The 15,389-nt window shown below is 65.1% G+C and carries 21 protein-coding genes and 1 pseudogene; 9 read left to right on the top strand and 13 right to left on the bottom strand.

Translation table 11 applies throughout. The features are described from left to right. Both CJ226_RS18250 and CJ226_RS17515 read left to right on the top strand, forming a co-directional pair. The coding region (locus CJ226_RS18250; protein ID WP_180964650.1) for a hypothetical protein at nucleotides 1-831 on the top strand (831 nt) is incomplete at its 5' end. Between the two features lie 389 nt (nucleotides 832-1,220). After that, on the top strand, nucleotides 1,221-1,532 hold the full coding sequence (locus tag CJ226_RS17515; protein WP_102209957.1) for a hypothetical protein: 312 nt from the start codon (nucleotides 1,221-1,223) through the stop codon (nucleotides 1,530-1,532). 55 nt (nucleotides 1,533-1,587) lie between these two features. On the opposite strand, the gene CJ226_RS17510 is transcribed toward CJ226_RS17515, so the two are convergent. The 5 genes and pseudogenes from CJ226_RS17510 to CJ226_RS18245 all read right to left on the bottom strand — a co-directional run bounded on the left by CJ226_RS17510 (nucleotide 1,588) and on the right by CJ226_RS18245 (nucleotide 3,338). Beyond that, a complete protein-coding gene (locus CJ226_RS17510) occupies nucleotides 1,588-2,103 on the bottom strand; it encodes a DUF1643 domain-containing protein (RefSeq protein WP_180964649.1) in 516 nt (171 codons plus the stop codon). Then, on the bottom strand, nucleotides 2,100-2,711 hold the full coding sequence (locus CJ226_RS17905; protein ID WP_146008273.1) for a GIY-YIG nuclease family protein: 612 nt from the start codon (nucleotides 2,709-2,711) through the stop codon (nucleotides 2,100-2,102). Before CJ226_RS17905 ends, CJ226_RS17510 begins: the two co-directional genes overlap by 4 nt. A gap of 42 nt (nucleotides 2,712-2,753) precedes the next feature. Next, on the bottom strand, nucleotides 2,754-2,993 hold the full coding sequence (locus tag CJ226_RS18555; RefSeq protein ID WP_257996732.1) for a hypothetical protein: 240 nt from the start codon (nucleotides 2,991-2,993) through the stop codon (nucleotides 2,754-2,756). Nucleotides 2,994-3,095: 102 nt separating this feature from the next. Beyond that, a pseudogene (locus tag CJ226_RS18675) lies at nucleotides 3,096-3,161 on the bottom strand (hypothetical protein); the annotation flags it as partial. Between the two features lie 12 nt (nucleotides 3,162-3,173). Further along, nucleotides 3,174-3,338, bottom strand: coding sequence for a hypothetical protein (locus CJ226_RS18245; RefSeq protein ID WP_180964648.1), 165 nt, complete (start codon nucleotides 3,336-3,338; stop codon nucleotides 3,174-3,176). Between the two features lie 82 nt (nucleotides 3,339-3,420). Between CJ226_RS18245 and CJ226_RS17495 the strand changes: the two genes are divergently transcribed. Then, a complete protein-coding gene (locus CJ226_RS17495; RefSeq protein WP_102209953.1) occupies nucleotides 3,421-3,909 on the top strand; it encodes a hypothetical protein in 489 nt (162 codons plus the stop codon). A 27-nt stretch (nucleotides 3,910-3,936) separates the two neighbouring features. Here CJ226_RS17495 and CJ226_RS17490 read toward each other — a convergent pair whose 3' ends face one another. Next, nucleotides 3,937-5,181: a hypothetical protein gene (locus tag CJ226_RS17490; RefSeq protein WP_146008271.1), complete on the bottom strand. Its 1,245-nt coding sequence runs from the start codon at nucleotides 5,179-5,181 to the stop codon at nucleotides 3,937-3,939. A 272-nt stretch (nucleotides 5,182-5,453) separates the two neighbouring features. Here CJ226_RS17490 and CJ226_RS17485 point away from each other — a divergent pair, with 272 nt between their 5' ends. Continuing rightward, nucleotides 5,454-6,128 carry a hypothetical protein gene (locus CJ226_RS17485; RefSeq protein WP_102209951.1) on the top strand — a complete coding sequence of 225 codons (675 nt, stop codon included), beginning with the start codon at nucleotides 5,454-5,456 and terminating at the stop codon, nucleotides 6,126-6,128. 301 nt (nucleotides 6,129-6,429) lie between these two features. On the opposite strand, the gene CJ226_RS17480 is transcribed toward CJ226_RS17485, so the two are convergent. The 4 genes from CJ226_RS17480 to CJ226_RS17470 all read right to left on the bottom strand — a co-directional run bounded on the left by CJ226_RS17480 (nucleotide 6,430) and on the right by CJ226_RS17470 (nucleotide 8,663). Then, on the bottom strand, nucleotides 6,430-7,503 hold the full coding sequence (locus CJ226_RS17480) for a hypothetical protein (protein ID WP_102209950.1): 1,074 nt from the start codon (nucleotides 7,501-7,503) through the stop codon (nucleotides 6,430-6,432). A 21-nt stretch (nucleotides 7,504-7,524) separates the two neighbouring features. Further along, on the bottom strand, nucleotides 7,525-8,130 hold the full coding sequence (locus CJ226_RS18335) for a hypothetical protein (RefSeq protein WP_219719998.1): 606 nt from the start codon (nucleotides 8,128-8,130) through the stop codon (nucleotides 7,525-7,527). A gap of 92 nt (nucleotides 8,131-8,222) precedes the next feature. Then, nucleotides 8,223-8,345, bottom strand: a complete 123-nt coding sequence (locus CJ226_RS18550; RefSeq protein WP_257996731.1) for a hypothetical protein — start codon at nucleotides 8,343-8,345, stop codon at nucleotides 8,223-8,225. A 42-nt stretch (nucleotides 8,346-8,387) separates the two neighbouring features. After that, nucleotides 8,388-8,663, bottom strand: coding sequence for an SOS response-associated peptidase family protein (locus CJ226_RS17470; protein ID WP_180964647.1), 276 nt, complete (start codon nucleotides 8,661-8,663; stop codon nucleotides 8,388-8,390). 90 nt (nucleotides 8,664-8,753) lie between these two features. Between CJ226_RS17470 and CJ226_RS17465 the strand changes: the two genes are divergently transcribed. Further along, nucleotides 8,754-9,965 carry an IS30 family transposase gene (locus tag CJ226_RS17465; protein ID WP_102209947.1) on the top strand — a complete coding sequence of 404 codons (1,212 nt, stop codon included), beginning with the start codon at nucleotides 8,754-8,756 and terminating at the stop codon, nucleotides 9,963-9,965. A gap of 125 nt (nucleotides 9,966-10,090) precedes the next feature. On the opposite strand, the gene CJ226_RS17460 is transcribed toward CJ226_RS17465, so the two are convergent. Then, complete coding sequence (locus tag CJ226_RS17460; RefSeq protein ID WP_232089073.1) at nucleotides 10,091-10,567, bottom strand: ATP-binding protein; 477 nt, start codon at nucleotides 10,565-10,567, stop codon at nucleotides 10,091-10,093. 651 nt (nucleotides 10,568-11,218) lie between these two features. Further along, complete coding sequence (locus CJ226_RS17450) at nucleotides 11,219-12,160, bottom strand: GlxA family transcriptional regulator (protein ID WP_102209946.1); 942 nt, start codon at nucleotides 12,158-12,160, stop codon at nucleotides 11,219-11,221. A 107-nt stretch (nucleotides 12,161-12,267) separates the two neighbouring features. Between CJ226_RS17450 and CJ226_RS17445 the strand changes: the two genes are divergently transcribed. From CJ226_RS17445 to CJ226_RS17430, 4 genes are all read left to right on the top strand, one after another. After that, complete coding sequence (locus tag CJ226_RS17445) at nucleotides 12,268-12,579, top strand: putative quinol monooxygenase (protein WP_102209945.1); 312 nt, start codon at nucleotides 12,268-12,270, stop codon at nucleotides 12,577-12,579. A 421-nt stretch (nucleotides 12,580-13,000) separates the two neighbouring features. Next, on the top strand, nucleotides 13,001-13,285 hold the full coding sequence (locus CJ226_RS17440; RefSeq protein WP_180964645.1) for a transposase: 285 nt from the start codon (nucleotides 13,001-13,003) through the stop codon (nucleotides 13,283-13,285). Then, a complete protein-coding gene (locus CJ226_RS17435; RefSeq protein ID WP_102209943.1) occupies nucleotides 13,227-14,156 on the top strand; it encodes an IS3 family transposase in 930 nt (309 codons plus the stop codon). Before CJ226_RS17440 ends, CJ226_RS17435 begins: the two co-directional genes overlap by 59 nt. 70 nt (nucleotides 14,157-14,226) lie before the next feature. Continuing rightward, nucleotides 14,227-14,793 (top strand): DUF488 family protein, encoded by a 567-nt coding sequence (locus tag CJ226_RS17430; protein ID WP_102209942.1) that lies wholly within the window; start codon nucleotides 14,227-14,229, stop codon nucleotides 14,791-14,793. A gap of 290 nt (nucleotides 14,794-15,083) precedes the next feature. Here CJ226_RS17430 and CJ226_RS18235 read toward each other — a convergent pair whose 3' ends face one another. Beyond that, nucleotides 15,084-15,260 (bottom strand): hypothetical protein, encoded by a 177-nt coding sequence (locus tag CJ226_RS18235; RefSeq protein WP_180964643.1) that lies wholly within the window; start codon nucleotides 15,258-15,260, stop codon nucleotides 15,084-15,086. Between the last annotated feature and the right edge of the window lie 129 nt (nucleotides 15,261-15,389).

Raw genomic sequence — 15,389 nt, 5'->3', positions numbered from 1 at the left:
TCGCACGATGGCTCACCCCGTCGCGGTCACGACGCCGCGGGCCCGAAAGACCACCACCCCGCGGGACTCCAGGTACTGCAACTCAAGGGTGGCGAGGTCAGGAAGTACTGGTCGGAGGCAGTGGATGCGCTGCGCGCCGCTGTCACCTATCTCCGCGAGCGGCTTCATGTCCGGAACAGTGACTGGCTTCCAAGCAAGGTTCAACTGACCGTCCTCGGGGCGCTAGCTATGAACGACGCCTTGTACGGCAATGAATCGATTGTCGATGCCTGGTTCTGGAGCTCTACCTTCAAGGGGCGATACGACGTTGCGTCGAACACGCGCGCTGTGGAGGACTTCACGCAATTGTTGAAGCGCGTCCCTGTTGCTCCGAAGGAAATCGGTCTGGACTCCGAGACGATGTTCTCGGTGAACCGGCGTCAGTATGGTGGCCTGCACCGGGGACTGTTGTGCGTGTACGCGAGCAACAGTCCCCTTGATCCTTTCGACCCAATCGTCCGAGTCGACGAGGAGGCTGATCTCGCGTCCCCCGTGAGCTTCATTCCACGATCTGAAAAGTTGTGGAATATGCCGGGCCATCTGCTCACACTCGGGATGCTCCTCACCACCTCTAAAGTCCCGAGAACTGGTGGCTACGTTTCTCTGGATAGCTTGACAGAGGGGGTGGGAACCTCCCAGTTCGTTCCGCCGAACCCCGCGGAACTGACCGTGGACGAGCACTTTGCAGCCCGGCTGCGCCTTGTCGCCGAAGCGATCTCCGCACTGGCGGGTGTGCATACCAAAATCCACACGATCGAAGACGATGTTGCGGCAGAGGAATCTGCCCTGTAATCGCCGAGATTGGACCGCCCTCTGAAGGCCGCGCTTCGCCGGCGCGGAGTCGAGACCGAGGTTCTTGAGCGGTGGGGCAAGAGCGCCCCGGACCTGGATCCGCGTATTTGCTCGCGCCGTTCATCCCGGGGCGGAACGGCGCATCGAAAGTTGCTGTGGGGTGGACGTCTCGACCCGTTGTCAGGAAGGCCAGATTCGCGCAGATAGTCCGGATAAGTGTTCTTATCGTCGGTAATGGGCCAGACGTTGAAGTGAGATGGGGCTGAGTTGGTAAGCGGCTGTAGAGCAGTGACCGAGCGGGATCGCGGGGGTCTGCACGGTCGCAAAGTCGCGACGTGAGTACGGGGGTCCTCGCGACACGTCAGGGCCCCACTGATACCGTCGAAAGCATGTTCGTCGTCGGAATCGTTGCGTCAGTCGCCGGCATCGCGCTGTTCCACACAGCGCTCTCTCGAACCATTCGAGCGCACGAGCTGAGCCCGATCCTGTTCGGGAAGCGTCCGCAGACGTCACCGCGCGGATCCACCATGTTGCGAGGCATCGGCGCAGGGCTGATCGTGCTGGGCGCAGTGCTCGTTGCAAGCGAGGGGTGGCAGTGGGTCATGATGATCGTCATCGCTGGCCCCGCAGCGGCGTTCGCCGTGTTGGCGCTGCACAATCGTCGCGTCGCTCGCGCTGGACGCTCGGATGTGTCTCCGTAGGCAGCGCCCGTGGAAGTGATCGCAGGGGTCCGCTGCTTGCGCGGGGGCCTTCAGATCAGTGCGCCCAGGGGTATGAGGCCATGTCGAACGGAACGAGAGGTGTGGCGTTCGCGAGTCTGGACGGGTGGGGTGGGTGACCGTCCTGTAGGGGCTTGCCGAGAGACAACCACTGAGTACCGGAGGCGTCGGTCAGCTTCAGGATGTCGCGAAGCAGCTCCGACAGATACGCGCGACGTGTCATGTTGGTACCCCACGCTGCGAGCAAGGTCGTATGTCCTTGGATCGCGGTCGCGATGTGCCGCTCGTTGGCGACCTTCAACTGCGGGTCGTGCTGGCGATGCATGCCCGCAGGCTTGGTGGAGATCTGCGGGTAGACGTTGAGCATCGTCCAGCCGTCGTACCCGTGTGCAGCAGCGAAGTTCCTCACGCGCGTCACGGTGGGATCGAGGGCGCCAGGCCTTGCGGTCGACGGGTTGATGCCGAAACAGATGAGCGGGTTCGTCCCGACCACGCCGAGCACAAACCGGGAGGCGCCGTCGGCGGACGGCTCGTAGATCCATTTCTCGGTCATCGTGCGTCCTCCTGCCGCCATCGCGCGGCTTCGGCCGCCATCGCGGCTCGGGCGCGACTTAGCCGCGTAAGTTTGCCGGGGTTCTTCGAGATGTTGATCGGTGGAGTGAACGCTGCGATGGCCAAAGTCTCCACGTCGTTGAGGGCCCACGTCCGCTGCATCGGCGCTGCCCAGACGGCGATCGACAGACGTGCGTGCATCCACGCGGTGAGGCGCGCATCGCCGCCTCCTGCGAGGGCGTAGTTCGAGAAGCGTTCTGGCTTGACGAGGTTCCGCGGCACAGCATGTAGGTCAAGAGTCTCGCGGAGAAGCGCTGCGAACGACCTGCGAACGGTTGAACTTCCAGTACGCGGCGCATGTGCGGGGTTCGCGGCGAAGTGACCGTTGAGCTCCCTAGCGACGAGGCTGTCCTCGGATTTCCCGATGTAAAGCGGCCGCCCAGATTGGGGATCGAGGCTGAGGTCACGCCATGCCTGCTCGTGGCCGTAGATGGCGTACAGCCCGGGTAGCGGTGGAACGTGATCCTGCGCGTCGACGATCGACCATCGCTGGCCGGTCAGCGCAGCAATCGCGTCGTTGACGGTCTCAGTGCTCGGCGGTAGTGGCATGATGCCGACTTTAGCGGCGGACGAAGGTCGCATCTCGTTGCGTTACTCGGCGACCCACACCTCTGTTGCTGGGGCGCGAGTTCGCGCTCCAGCTTCGGATTCGAGACCGACGTCGAGCGCGCCGCGACCCGCCTTGATCATGTGAGTGACCCGCCAGATGGTTGCATCGCGGCGTCGACCGCGAACGACACGTGCGCCGACAACGATGCCACGCTCCGCGGCTTCGGTGGTTACCTTCCTGTACGTGATCTTCAGCTCGTGCTCGCGCTCGATGTGCTTCATGTCCCATGCTGCGAGCTGTTCTGCGGCCTCGCGTGTGCGCCCTTGCCGCAGGTATTTGTTCACGAGATTCTCGAAGTTGCTCTCGACTGGCACGAGGTGCGTGGGGCGCACGCAGAGGCGGCTCTCACAGGTGTGGTCGAGCTCGTGCCCGTCAGGGATGGGACCCACGTGGAACCGGTATTACAGCCGATGAGCGCGCCACTGCTTGCCGCCGAGGCTCGCGACGCCATAGCCGTCGCGATCGGGCTTACTCGTCCACAGCCAGCAGTCGTCTTGGCCCGGCCCCGCGATTGTTCGCGAAGCGAGGTACTGTCCGGTAGATGCGGGCAGCTCGGCGGTGCTCATCGTCCCAGCGTACGGCTCGGCAGTGCGACGTTATCCACAGGGTGCTCCGGCCGGGGTCGGCGAGCTGGGAGATGATGTTCTCGTGTCCGAGACTGCGCGACTGATCCTGAACTACACCAGCGAACCGCCTCGCGTGCTTCACCGTGAGGACTGCCCGACCATCCAGCATCAGGTGCGGGGTGATGTGCGCGAAGAACTGCCCAGTAGAGGACTCGAGGTCCTCGAGTCGTACGAGGATGGGCTCTCGCTCGTCAGACCCGTCGAGGATGTGTATCGCAGCTTCTACGAGGCGCGGTATGTGCCGCTCGACGAGCTCCCCTCGCTGGGGCGCTACCGACGGTGCCGGGTGTGTGCGCCGAACGCCCCCGACGGCCCTGATCCCGTACCGGTGTACAGGAAGAAGGCGGAGACGCTGGGTGGGACCGACATCGGGAGGCTCACGGTCGACGGTGTGATTGAGCAGGTCGAGCACTCCCGGTCTGGCACCGCGGTGACCCTACAGTCGGGCGAGTTGCTGAGCCTGGCGGCAGGCGAGACGGTGGCGTTCCCGAAGAAGCCGCAGTCGGCCTAGATAGCGCGAATGGCACCAAGGCGGGCGTCAGTCGAACGCAGGGGTGTCCCGCACGAAGCAGGTCAGCACAGACGTTGCGTTCATAATCGCGAGCACGGCATTGATGCGGTTGTACTGGTGCCGCGTGATCGCGTGTGCAGTGGCGTTGCGTCGGTAGCCGGCGGGGCGGTCTCCCACCGTGTAACGACCGTTCATCACAGTCGTCACCGGGTGGATAGCGAGGGCAAGTCGCCACCCTTGCTTGCGGAACCGCTCGTACGAACTGGCATTCTTCACAGCGCCCAGGGATACCTTCAGGGCGTCCCTTGAGTGCTGGGTAAGGAGCGTGTCGAGCACGTTGGTGGCCAGCGACTGCGCCGCTTCGACGTGTCCGTCCCGGAGCGCGTTGATCGCCTTGCGGACCATGTCTCCGTAGAGCAGGGCGCGCTTTTGAGGCAGACGGGAAACCAGACGCTCGCAGCCGGTCAGGATCCCCTTGTGGTTGTTATTGATGACTCGGCGTCGAGTCGAGGAATCGGGCGCAGCCAGGAGCAGTTCGATCACGCGCGCCGAAGGAACCCAGGCAAGTGGAATCCCCTCCTCGAGGATCCCACGCACCTCGTCCTCGAGATCGTCGGGCTCAATCTCGACCTGTCGCCAGTTCGACGGCAGGTGCGGCTTGCCGAGCTTCAGCCCCTTCGTGAGCTCGCTGATCCAGCTCAGATCCCCGAGGAGGTTCACGGGCACGCCCGTGAACCCCTTGAGCGATGTCAGTTGGTCGCCGATGACCGATTGCATCGGCGCGAAGAGCGAGGTCGGGAGTCCGATGCCCGCGAGCCGCAGAGCCTTCGTATCAAACACCGACGTACCGCGCAGCATCTCCGTCACGCCACTTGAGAGCGTCGACAGTTCGAACGCCTTCGAGATGGTCGAGGCCAGCGTCGGATCCGTCAGAATCGACGGCGTTGGAATCGATCCGAAGATGCCGTTGAACCCCTGCGGCCCCATCATCGAGGACGCTTCCCGCGCGGCGGAGATCGCGGACTCCAGAGCAGGATCGAACAGAAGCGATGGCACGCGAGCCGGGGCGAGGGCGCTCGTGACGTGCTTCGACACGGCGAACATCGAGCCCAGCTTGCCTACCTCTTCGATCATCCTTCGCGTGGAGGCCGGGAGCGTGGCGATGAGCTGTCCGGTCAGGTTCTCTGGGATTGGGCGAACACGGCGCTCAGCAGTCTGGCTGCTGGCATCCGGCTCGGTCGGGCCTGATTCGCCGTCGTTCGCGTGCGTCACCTGGTCATGCAAGCACAGTCCGCCGACGTCGCAGCGCTACGCTCCGAGGACCTGGTGCATCATCAGTGGATTGTTGCCCCAGGGGGTCGGATGTTGCGGTGTAGCTTCGGGGTCCGACATCTGCGTTAGCTGCCCCTGACCATCAGGGACGACGAGGAGACCGCCTGGGTGAGCGGTGCCGCCCAGGCGACCGCTCGCATGCGCTCAGCACTTCGAACAGGGCTCGAACTGGAAGGCGAAGAGCATCTCCGTGGCTACGCCATAATGACGCCATGGGTTTCGGAGAAGATGTCGAGCGATTCCGCCTCGAGCGGGCTGAGGCGGAGTCTCGGGAAGGCAATGAAGCACGGGCCTTCAATGCCGAGCTCGAGGAGTTGTGGCGCGACGCGCACGAGTATTGGTCGTCGAAGACGAAGCGCTTCACAGCGGACGAAGTCGGATGGATACTGCACGGAAATAGGTACGCGCCGGTCGGCGGCGACGAGCTCGTGTCTCTCCCCGTTTTCCCGCAGCGTGTGGTGAAGGGTGCTCGCACCCGCACTGATTTTGATCGGGGGTACGCGCCCGAAACGATCTCAGCGCCTGGCTTCGTGGTCCTGGACGGGATCGCGATCTGCGACCCGGGACAGCTTCGCCCCATGGCTCCTCGGATCGATCTCGGCATGGCTCGCCAGCACGCGGAGCAGGTGTTCCGTACGGGCGGCTTCTTCGATCTGCCTATCCACGAACTTCCTAAGCCATCCCCGTTCGCGGAGTCAGCTCATCAGGTCGCTTTTGCCGAATTCACGACCGGGACGCACGTGATCTTCGGGCGGGGGGCTGAGTCTTTGATCGAGGCGTACGTCCTGGCACCCTCCGCCAGCGGAGCAAGCGGATGGGCGCATAAGGGCACCTTGAGAAATCTGGTTGCAGGAGCCCTCGCAGACGCGATCGACAAGCACGGCTGAAAGAAGCGATCGCTTCGGGCGAGCGGTCCTGAGCCGGAGGATCGTCGCACGACCGCGGCGTCACGAGCTCTGCGGTTGAGGAAAGCGGATGTTGCCGCACGTCCAGCATTGCCAGAGGTATCCCGGTTCGACCCGAATCCAATCCATCAGACGGTCACACCGCGAACAGAGTTGCCGCTCGGTGGGAGGCTCAGGGTTCGGGGAGGCGTACACGCGCGTGACCATGCTCGAACCGTAGACGCCCGGGACCTCGCGGCCGATATATCCTCCACAGGCGGATCCGCCGAGAGCGGGGGCTGGGTCAGCTCAGCGGGACTTCGAACTCCCGGGTGCGCATGACGGCGCCGACTCCGAGGAAGCCGGCGAGGTGGACGACGTCGTTGCCGCCCATGACGCGGTTCAGCGTGAACTTCCTCGGGAACTGCTCGAGGAGCGGGTTCTCGCCGGCGAAGAAGCGCTCGGTCTTCATGGCGAAGATGCGGGTGGTGTCCAGTGCACGGAAGCTGTCGATCGACAAGATCGATTCGTCGACGGCACCCCAGATGAGACGGTCGAACTCCTTCTGGTGGGTCCAGTGCTGGCGGATCCGCTTCGCGATCCCTGTCGACGAGTTCGCGACGCCGACGTACACCTGCGCGTACTCGTCGAGCACCATGATGTACAGCCCGGGAACGCCGTCCCACTTCATCAGGTCGGTGACTTCGCGCATGCCGCGACGGCTGGCGACCGCGGACTGTAGAGCGCTCTCGAACTCCTCGCGATCGAGGGAGGCGAAGTGGGCCATGTTCAGGTCGAAGTTCAGCAGTGCGTCCGCGCGCTGCGCTTCGCACCAGGCGTCTGAGTGGATGCGGTGGTCCGCGTCGTCGTAGTCCTCGTCGACCGCGTCCCAGAACGCGGGGTTGTCCTCGCGGTACATGCGAGGCAGGGACGAGCGCTTGTTGATCCGGGCGTATGTCTCGCGACAGATGCGGAGGCCGAGACCTCGAGTGCTGCGCACAGTCGTGTCGAAGTGCTTGGCGGTCTCCGTCGAGCCAGGTCGTGGCGCGCCCTTGCGCGGGATCGCGACGGGGACACCCCAGACCTTGCGAGCGAGTCGCTTCGTCTGCCAGCGGTGCCAGACGAGCGTGTGACCCGAGTCGGTCAGCGCGTGCAGCGTCGCATTCGCGTCCGGGCCGGTCGAGACGTCGAAGATCCGTGCCGGGTCGAACTCGAGGTGCTCGCCCTCAGGGATGAGGCCGGCGCTGGCGAGCTCATACGGGTCCGCGTCGAGGACGAGGTAGCCGTCGTCAGCGAGACGGCGCAGCTCCTGCGCGGCCTGGACGGTCGGCGCCCACACGAGGGTCTCACGCGGGGTCGCGGTGATTTCGAGGTGCATGTGAGCCGTTGCCTTCGACCTTCAGAGAGTGACCCAGCCGACAAGCCAGCTGAGGACAAACCAGACGCTGGCGACCAGTCCGATGGTTCCCCAGGTGATCGCTGCGAAACGCCTTGGCGTACCGATCTTGGACCGAAGACCCCGATGGATCGACTTGATGCCGAAGACGATCCCGAGGATCCCCAGGATGATCGCGAAGAAGTACCCGACTCCTGTCCAGTAGATCGCCGCCTGCGGGCCGAGGTTGCGATCGTCGCTGCGGGCGAGCGCGATGGCGAGGATGAGGGTGAGTCCGACCATGACGAGGCTCGCTGCTGGCCAGACAACGGCATGCACTGCGAGGCGAAGATCGAGCGGTCGGAGGGTGGATGCTGCGTCAGTGGATGTCGGCCGTGCTGTGTCGACGCGATGCGCGACGTGCGGCGCAGCGAGACGTGGTGATGTGGTGGGGTCTCCAAGCCGGGCATGAGCGGTCTCAGGGGCCACGGCCGGCTCCGCCGCCCGGGCGCCAGCTGCCCACTGGTTGTAGTAGTGCGCGGTCAGTCCTGGCGACGCCGCGACGGTGTCTGCCGTTGTGGCAGAGATGTTCATGCCGAGGAGAGGTCTCAGCTCGGGATCGATGAGCATCCGAGCGAAGACCTCTGGACTGACGTTGTCAGGCGTGAGCGACATGACGCTCATTCTGGCAGCAGAGGTGTGCGGATCGCGGCGATGATTGGTCAGTTGACCGGCTCCAGCAGAGTCGGGTCAGTCGGATCGACCGTGCGACTGTTGCTGACCTTGCGATCGACGATGTGCTCGCGGATGGTGGAGGCGATATCGCTCGAGGTGTGCTCGAGCATCGCCAGGGTCTCTGTCTTGCGGTCGCCGGTGAGCTTCTTCGGTCAGGTGTCGGGCGTGAGGAACGCGGGCATCCTGTCGTGCACCTCGCCGCTGGCGTTGCGCGCTTCGCGGGTGATGACGACGAAGCAGCGGGACTTCTCTCCGTTCGAGAGTTCCATCGACCAGGTGAGGCCGGCGGCCGAGAGCAGCCCGTCTCCGTGTAGGAAGTGCGGGGTCTTCGGCGTCTTGTCGCCGGTCCACTCGAAGTAGCCACGCATCGGAACGATGCATCTCGCAGCGGAGAAATCCGGCGCCCAGAAGCCCTGCGCGAGCTTCACCGAACTAAGAGGACGCCTGCCGAAAACGATGGCGGTCTCAACCCACCAACGCACCACCAGGGTAGATGATGCGTTGTCGTGGAGGCTGGGATGAGTGTGGTGACGTCGCTGCCAGCGGCAGTACAGGACGTCGTGTGGCAGGCATGGGGCGAGGGCGAGTCACTGCGGCGGATCGCCGATCGGGCCGGCGTCCCGTCGCATCACGTGCGCCGGTACTTGCTGCGTCATGGTGGGGTGCGACCCGCGTTGCCGAGACGCTCCCCACGGCATCTGAGTCCAGGTGAGCGGGAAGAGATCTCGCGTGGGATCGCTGCTGCTCTTTCTGCCCGGGCGATCGCCGAAGGGTTGGGGCGGTCGGCGTCGACGGTCTCGCGCGAGATCGCCCGCAACGGCGGCCGTGACGCCTACCGTGCGACGGTCGCCGATGAGCGTGCCCGCGTCGAAGCCCGGCGGTCGCGGGTGCCGCGTCTCGCGAGCGACGAGCGGCTGCGGGCGGTGGTGCTCTCGCGGCTCGAGCTGGACTGGTCCCCGCAGCAGATCGCGGCGTGGCTGCGCCGCGAACATCCCCACGAGCCGGGCATGTGGGTCTCGCACGAGACGATCTACCGCGCTGTCTATCTGCCGGCATCGCGGAACCTGCCGAAGAGCACGTACCAGCGGCTGCGGTCCGGTCGCACGATGCGCCGGCCCCGGCTCGTGAAGCGATCGCACGGGCGAGGGCATCTGCGCGACATGGTCTCCATCCACCACCGCCCCGCCACCGTGACCGACCGGCTCGAGCCGGGTCATTGGGAAGGTGACCTCGTCATGGGCAAGCGCCCGAGCGCGGTCGCGACCCTCGTCGAGCGCACCACCCGCTACCTGAAGATCGTGCCGCTGCCCGACGGGATCAAGGCCAAGGACGTCAGCATCGCGGTCGCCCGCGCCCTGTTCAACGTCCCACCCGGCATGTGCAAGTCCCTGACCTGGGACCGCGGCCGCGAGATGGCCGACCACGCCTTCCTCAGCGCGCTCATCGACGCCCCGGTCTACTTCTGCGACCCCCGCAGCCCGTGGCAGCGCGGCACCAACGAGAACACTAACCGCCTCCTGCACCAGTACCTCCCGCGGCGCACGAACATGAACGCGACGAGTAACGACGAGCTCGAACGCATCGAGAGGCTCCTCAACGAACGGCCTCGGCAGGTCCTTGAATGGGCGGCGCCGACGGAGAGGTTTCTTGAGACCGCAGCGGCGGCTCGAGAATTGCGCCGGTCGATGAGCAGATCCGACGCAGGCGTGCGAGCTGTAGCTGAGGAATGAAGCCGGGGCAGGCAACGAGAATCGGCGACTGTGATGCGTCTCTGCGAGACCGCCCACCGGGGATACCCCTTCGAGTCAGGAGGGCGACCAGCGTGGGCGTGGCGCCGGTCTGGGCGCAGCCACGATCACATCGGGCTTGTCACGTGGACGATCCTGAGTGGGCCTTCTTCAGGTGTGGGCGTCTCGAACCCGTCGATGTACGCGATCGCTCGCTCGCGCGACACAGCGATGTCGTCCGGGCCGGAGTTCTCGCGCTGGGCCAACCTGTCCAGGAGGATCGACCGCCTGGTGTCCAGGTAGTAGACGACCGGGACGACGCCGAGGGGGGCGCAGAGCCGCCTGAACTCATCGCGCGAGGCACGGGACCAGAACGAGGAGTCCACGACGACGCCCTTCCCCTGCTTCACACAGTCGACGAGCTTGTCCTGGAGCGTTCCGTTGACGACCTGGCGCGCGTCGTCGCCGATCGGGTGGGTCCGGTGCCCGAGGGCCCACGCCTCGCCGTCGAACGAGACCCTGACATAGCCCCGGGCCTCCAGGCCACGCGCGTAGGTCGACTTCCCCGATCCAGCCGGACCGCACATGAGGATGACCTGGTCCACGTAGCCAACCCTATGCGGGCTCAACGCAGGTGAGGGACAAAGGCGGTGACGCCCGGGTAGGAGTCGAGGGCTGCATGACCACCTACAGCCGGCATCACCCGGAAATCCGCTTGACCATACCGTCGTGCCGTAAGCCGATCGTCCACCGGTACAGGTGCGGACCTTCCGGGTGAACGACCAGAACCCAGCAACTACCTAAGCCTTCGATTCCCGTAAGACTGTCCCGCAAAAATGCCCGGTGAAGGTGCCGTAAACGGGCTCTTCCCAGATGAGGGTGTAGTTGTCGTTGGCGTGGCGGTCCCGGGATAGACGTCGAGGTCTCCCGACGATGGAGGTTCCTACGCCATCCATCCGAAAGACCTCGACGTGTCCGACGCTACCCCGCCGGCCGGCTTCGGCCGCCCTGACCTGACCGCCTTCGCGGCTTATCCCAATCGACTCTGATCGGGTCTGCTGATCCTCTCGACGAGAACGCAGCGACATCACAGCCACCCAACCCCGACCGTCCGGGAAGCCGGGACACGTCACATGGCCTGTGCTGCGGGCGTGTCGAGTGGGTCGTCCAGGGGGCGACGCAGGAGCGTCGACGCGACGTGCTGAGAGGTGATTCCAGTCGAGCACTGGCACACCGGCTACAGGCATGGCGATAGGTCAGGAACGGTGTCGCTCCCTACGCAGGAGGGAGCGCAGAGTCTCGGCGTTCGCGTAGCCGACTCGTAGCGCGATCTCGGCGGAGGTGAGGTCCGTGGTTGCTGAGAGGTGCCGAGCTCGTTCGATGCGAAGCCGTTGGACGAAGCCGAGCGGAGTGAGGTTGAGCGCCGCACGGACTCGTCGTTCGAGGGTGCGCCGGCTGGTGCCAAGTGACTGCGCGACGAAGGCGACGTTGAACGGTTCGTCCAGGCGGGCGCGCACGAAGCGTTCGAACTCGACGACGATCGGGTCCTCGTGCCGGAGATGTTCGTAAGCGACGAAGGCCGCCTGCGACGGGCGCTCGTCGATGATGAGGAGCTTGGCGACATGTTGGGCCAGGTCGGGGCTGATCGATCGCACGAGTGAGAGCGCGAGGTCGATGTGGGCGAACGCGGCGCCGGCGGTGACGAGGTTCCCGTCGGTCACGACCATGGTGTCGAGATCGAGGGCGACGGTCGGATAGCGCTTCAGGAACTCCGGCCCCAGGAACCAGCTGGTCGTCGCCCGCCGATGATGCATCCGTCCGGTCTCGGCGACGGCGAACACGCCGGTGCACGCCGCGGCGATCCGGGTGGTCGCCTCGTCGAGGCGCCCGAGCGAGGCGATGACCGAACGAGCATCTCGGCTCTGGAGGGCGTCGTTGGTAGCGGCGGCCGTAAGGGTTCCAAGCGCAGGGACAACGACCACGTCGAACTCTCCGGACTCCGACAGCGGGTGGTCCACCGACAGGGTCATCGACGCCGTCGTGGTCACTCGCCGTTTCGGTCCGAGGATGGCGAGTTCGATCGGGTCGATCCGCGGGTCGACATCGCCGCGGGCACCCTCGGCCACCCGCACGATGTCGATGATCGACGCGATAGCCGAACCGAAGCAGCCGTCGATCGCGATCAGTCCAATACGCATGACGTAAACAATAGCAATACTGCCGTATACGCCACTCCCCACCGGCCCTCGCTCGTCATACGCTGAACTCGTCCCACGAAGAACCCCGATTTCAAGGAGAGTCCCTCATGTCCACACCCGCATCACTTCCGTATGCCTTCGTCGCCAAGATCGTCGCGGCCGATGGACAGCACGACGCGGTCGCCGATCTGCTCGCCGGCGCTGTCGCACTCGCCAACGAAGAAGTAGGAACGATTGTCTGGTTCGCGGTCAGGACCCACGCCGACACCTTCTGGATCTTCGATGCATTCCCCGACGAGGCCGCTCGCGACGCCCACGCCGACGGCGCCATCGTCGCAGCCCTGATGGCCAACCAGCACCTCCTCGGCGCAGCTCCCGAGATCATGGCGGCCGACGTCCTCGCGTCCAAGCTCCCGTAGTCCGCCAACGCACGAGACAACCGCGCCCCTCCGAGCCGTAGCCAGGTCGCGACGCAACGTCACGCTGCGTTGCCGAGCGGTGCGAGGCCTATCGACACACGGACAGGATGCCGGCCGCGAGGGGTCCGTCGCAGAGGAGAGCGACGTCGGTGTCGGGCAGAGCCGTGAGGCCAGCGCATCGCGCGACCACCAGACCCGAACAGCCCCTGCCCTGCGTTTCCGCAGGTCAGGGGCTGTTCGCCGGAGCCCCCTGTGGGAATCGAACCGACGACCTCATCACGTCGGCTTTGCGTCTATCGCTTGATGTGCCCACTGGGCGAACGAGCCGCTGACCTGCGCAAACGCCGAGCGTGGGGGAGCCTGACCCGGTTTCGCGGACACCTGAGTTGAGGCGATGATCGTCTCGGAAGGAGTCCGTGAGATGCCTGCTGCCCACCCGCCGGAGTTCCGGCGTCGAGCCCTGGATCTGGTCGCCCAGGGAAACCGTGTCGGTCAGACCGCTCGTGATCTGGGGATCAGCGAGTCGTGCCTTCGGAACTGGATAAACCGCGACGCGATCGACTCCGGCCGCAAGGCCGGGATCACGACCGACGAGCATATGGAGCTGGTCGAGCTGCGTCGCCGCAACCGCGTGCTGGAGATGGAGAATGAGATCCTCAAGCGCGCCAGCGCCTATCTCGCTCGGGAAAACGTACTCCCAAAATAGGGTTCCGGTTGGTCCAGGAGCTTGCCGCGGATGGGTTCCCGTCGCGGTGGCCTGCCGGTTCCTCAGGGTGTCGACCTCGGGATACTACGAGTGGGCGTCGCGTCCGCCATCGCCGCGGACGATCGCTGATAGGGCGCCCACGGCGACGATCCGGCGGGTTCACCGCGATTCGCGTGGCACCTATGGTGCTCCGCGGGTGCTGGCCGAGCTGCGGCTCGGGCTCGGTGTCCACGTGGGCAAGAAGCGCGTCGCCCGGGTGATGCGCCTGGATGGCCTGACCGGGGTGTCTCATCGACGCAAACGACGAGGCTGGAAGCCGGACACGGCGACGCACGAGGACCTCGTGAAGCGACAGTTCCGCGCGCACGAGCCGAACCGGCTCTGGTTCTGTGACATCACGCAGCATCGCGCGAAAGACGGGTGGGTTTACTGCGCCGCAGTGATCGACGCGTTCTCCCGCCGCGTCGTCGGCTGGTCGATCTCAGACAGAATCACCGCGGAGATCGTCGTTGACGCGCTCGAAATGGCTCGCTGGCGCCGCCGACCCGAGCCTGGCACCGTGGTCCACGCCGACCGAGGAGCGCAACACACGTCGTGGCTCTTCGGCCACCGACTCAGGCAAGCCGGACTGCTCGGCTCGATGGGGCGAGTCGCCTCATCGGTCGATAACGCGCTCGTCGAGTCCTTCTGGTCCACGATGCAACGCGAGCTCCTCGACCGCTCAACCTGGACATCCCGGACCGAGCTGTCGTCGGCGATATTCGAGTGGATCGAGGGCTTCTACAACCCCACCCGCCCGCACACCGCGCTCGGCAACCTCAGCCCCGTGGAGTTCGAACGACTTCACAACCCCGCCGCAACCGCGGCATGATGAACACAGAGAAACCGTCCGGGAAACCGGGTCAGGCTCCACCGACCGCTCGCAACCGTTCAGGAGCAGGATGCAACCCTCGACAGTGTTCACCATCGGTCACTCCACACACCCGATCGAGGAGTTCATAGCGCTGCTCGAAAACAACGGCGTGCAACAACTCATCGATGTGCGGACGGTTCCCGGCTCCCGACATAACCCGCAATTCGGCGCGCAGGCGCTTGAGGAAAGCCTGACGCACGCAGGCCTGCACTATGCGCGGATGGAACAACTCGGCGGTCTCCGCCACACCCCAGTGAATGTGGAGAGCATCAACGGCGCCTGGCGCAACAAAAGCTTCCGAAGCTACGCCGACTACATGCAAACCGAGCCCTTCGCGCGTGGAATAGACCGTCTGATCGATCGAGCAAAAGAGAAGATTGTGGCGATCATGTGCGCGGAAGCGGTCCCGTGGCGCTGCCACCGGTCTCTCATCGCGGATGCGCTGCTCGTTCGCCACATTTCTGTGAAGGACATCATGAGCGCCACCTCCACCAAACCCCACACACTCACGTCGTTCGCGTCGGTGGACGGGCAGCGGGTCTGGTACCCGCCCACTAACCTGGAAGGGCAACCGTCTCGCCCACGCGGAACCTGATCGCGCAGGCATCCGCTGTCGACCGGCAGACCTCCGCGTCGACGAGCGCCGGCGTGGCGCCGAAGCGCACCCACGCTTTCGCAGGCTTCGGCCGCGGGTCGATCGTCACCGGTTCTACGTCTAGGCGCAGCTCGGCGCTCGAGAGCGACTGCAGGGGCCGGCCTCCGCGGCGATCCGCTCGAGGATGCGCGTATCCATCCTGCGATCGGCCGCCGACGCGTATCGCTTCGATGTACCCACTGCCGATCCTCCTTGCGGACCGCCAGGTTATCGATCTTAGAACAGATGTTCTATTTCGTGTGCTCGTCCGCCAGGCCGTCCGAGGCGTCAGCCTCGGCTTGAATCTGCTCAACCTCGGCCCGCAGTCGGATCAGTATCTCCTTGCTGTGATCCGCGAGTGCGGTATCCCAGGCATCGACGACGCTGGTCGGGTGTCGACTGTGGCTCTTTTGATCCGAAAACCCCATGCCCTGAGACTGGGGGAGAGGGTTCCGCGCAGCGGGACCCGGGCACCATCCCGGGCCGCGTCCGTTTGAGTGGTGGTCTTTCGCTTCGTTGCGATGATCAGCTGTCGTTAGTTTAGGCGGCGGTGATCT

The organism is Microbacterium sp. UMB0228, assembly GCF_002871415.1.
GTDB lineage: Bacteria > Actinomycetota > Actinomycetes > Actinomycetales > Microbacteriaceae > Microbacterium.
Note: the sequence above shows the minus strand (reverse complement) of the source record. Positions and strands in the feature narration are given on the sequence as shown.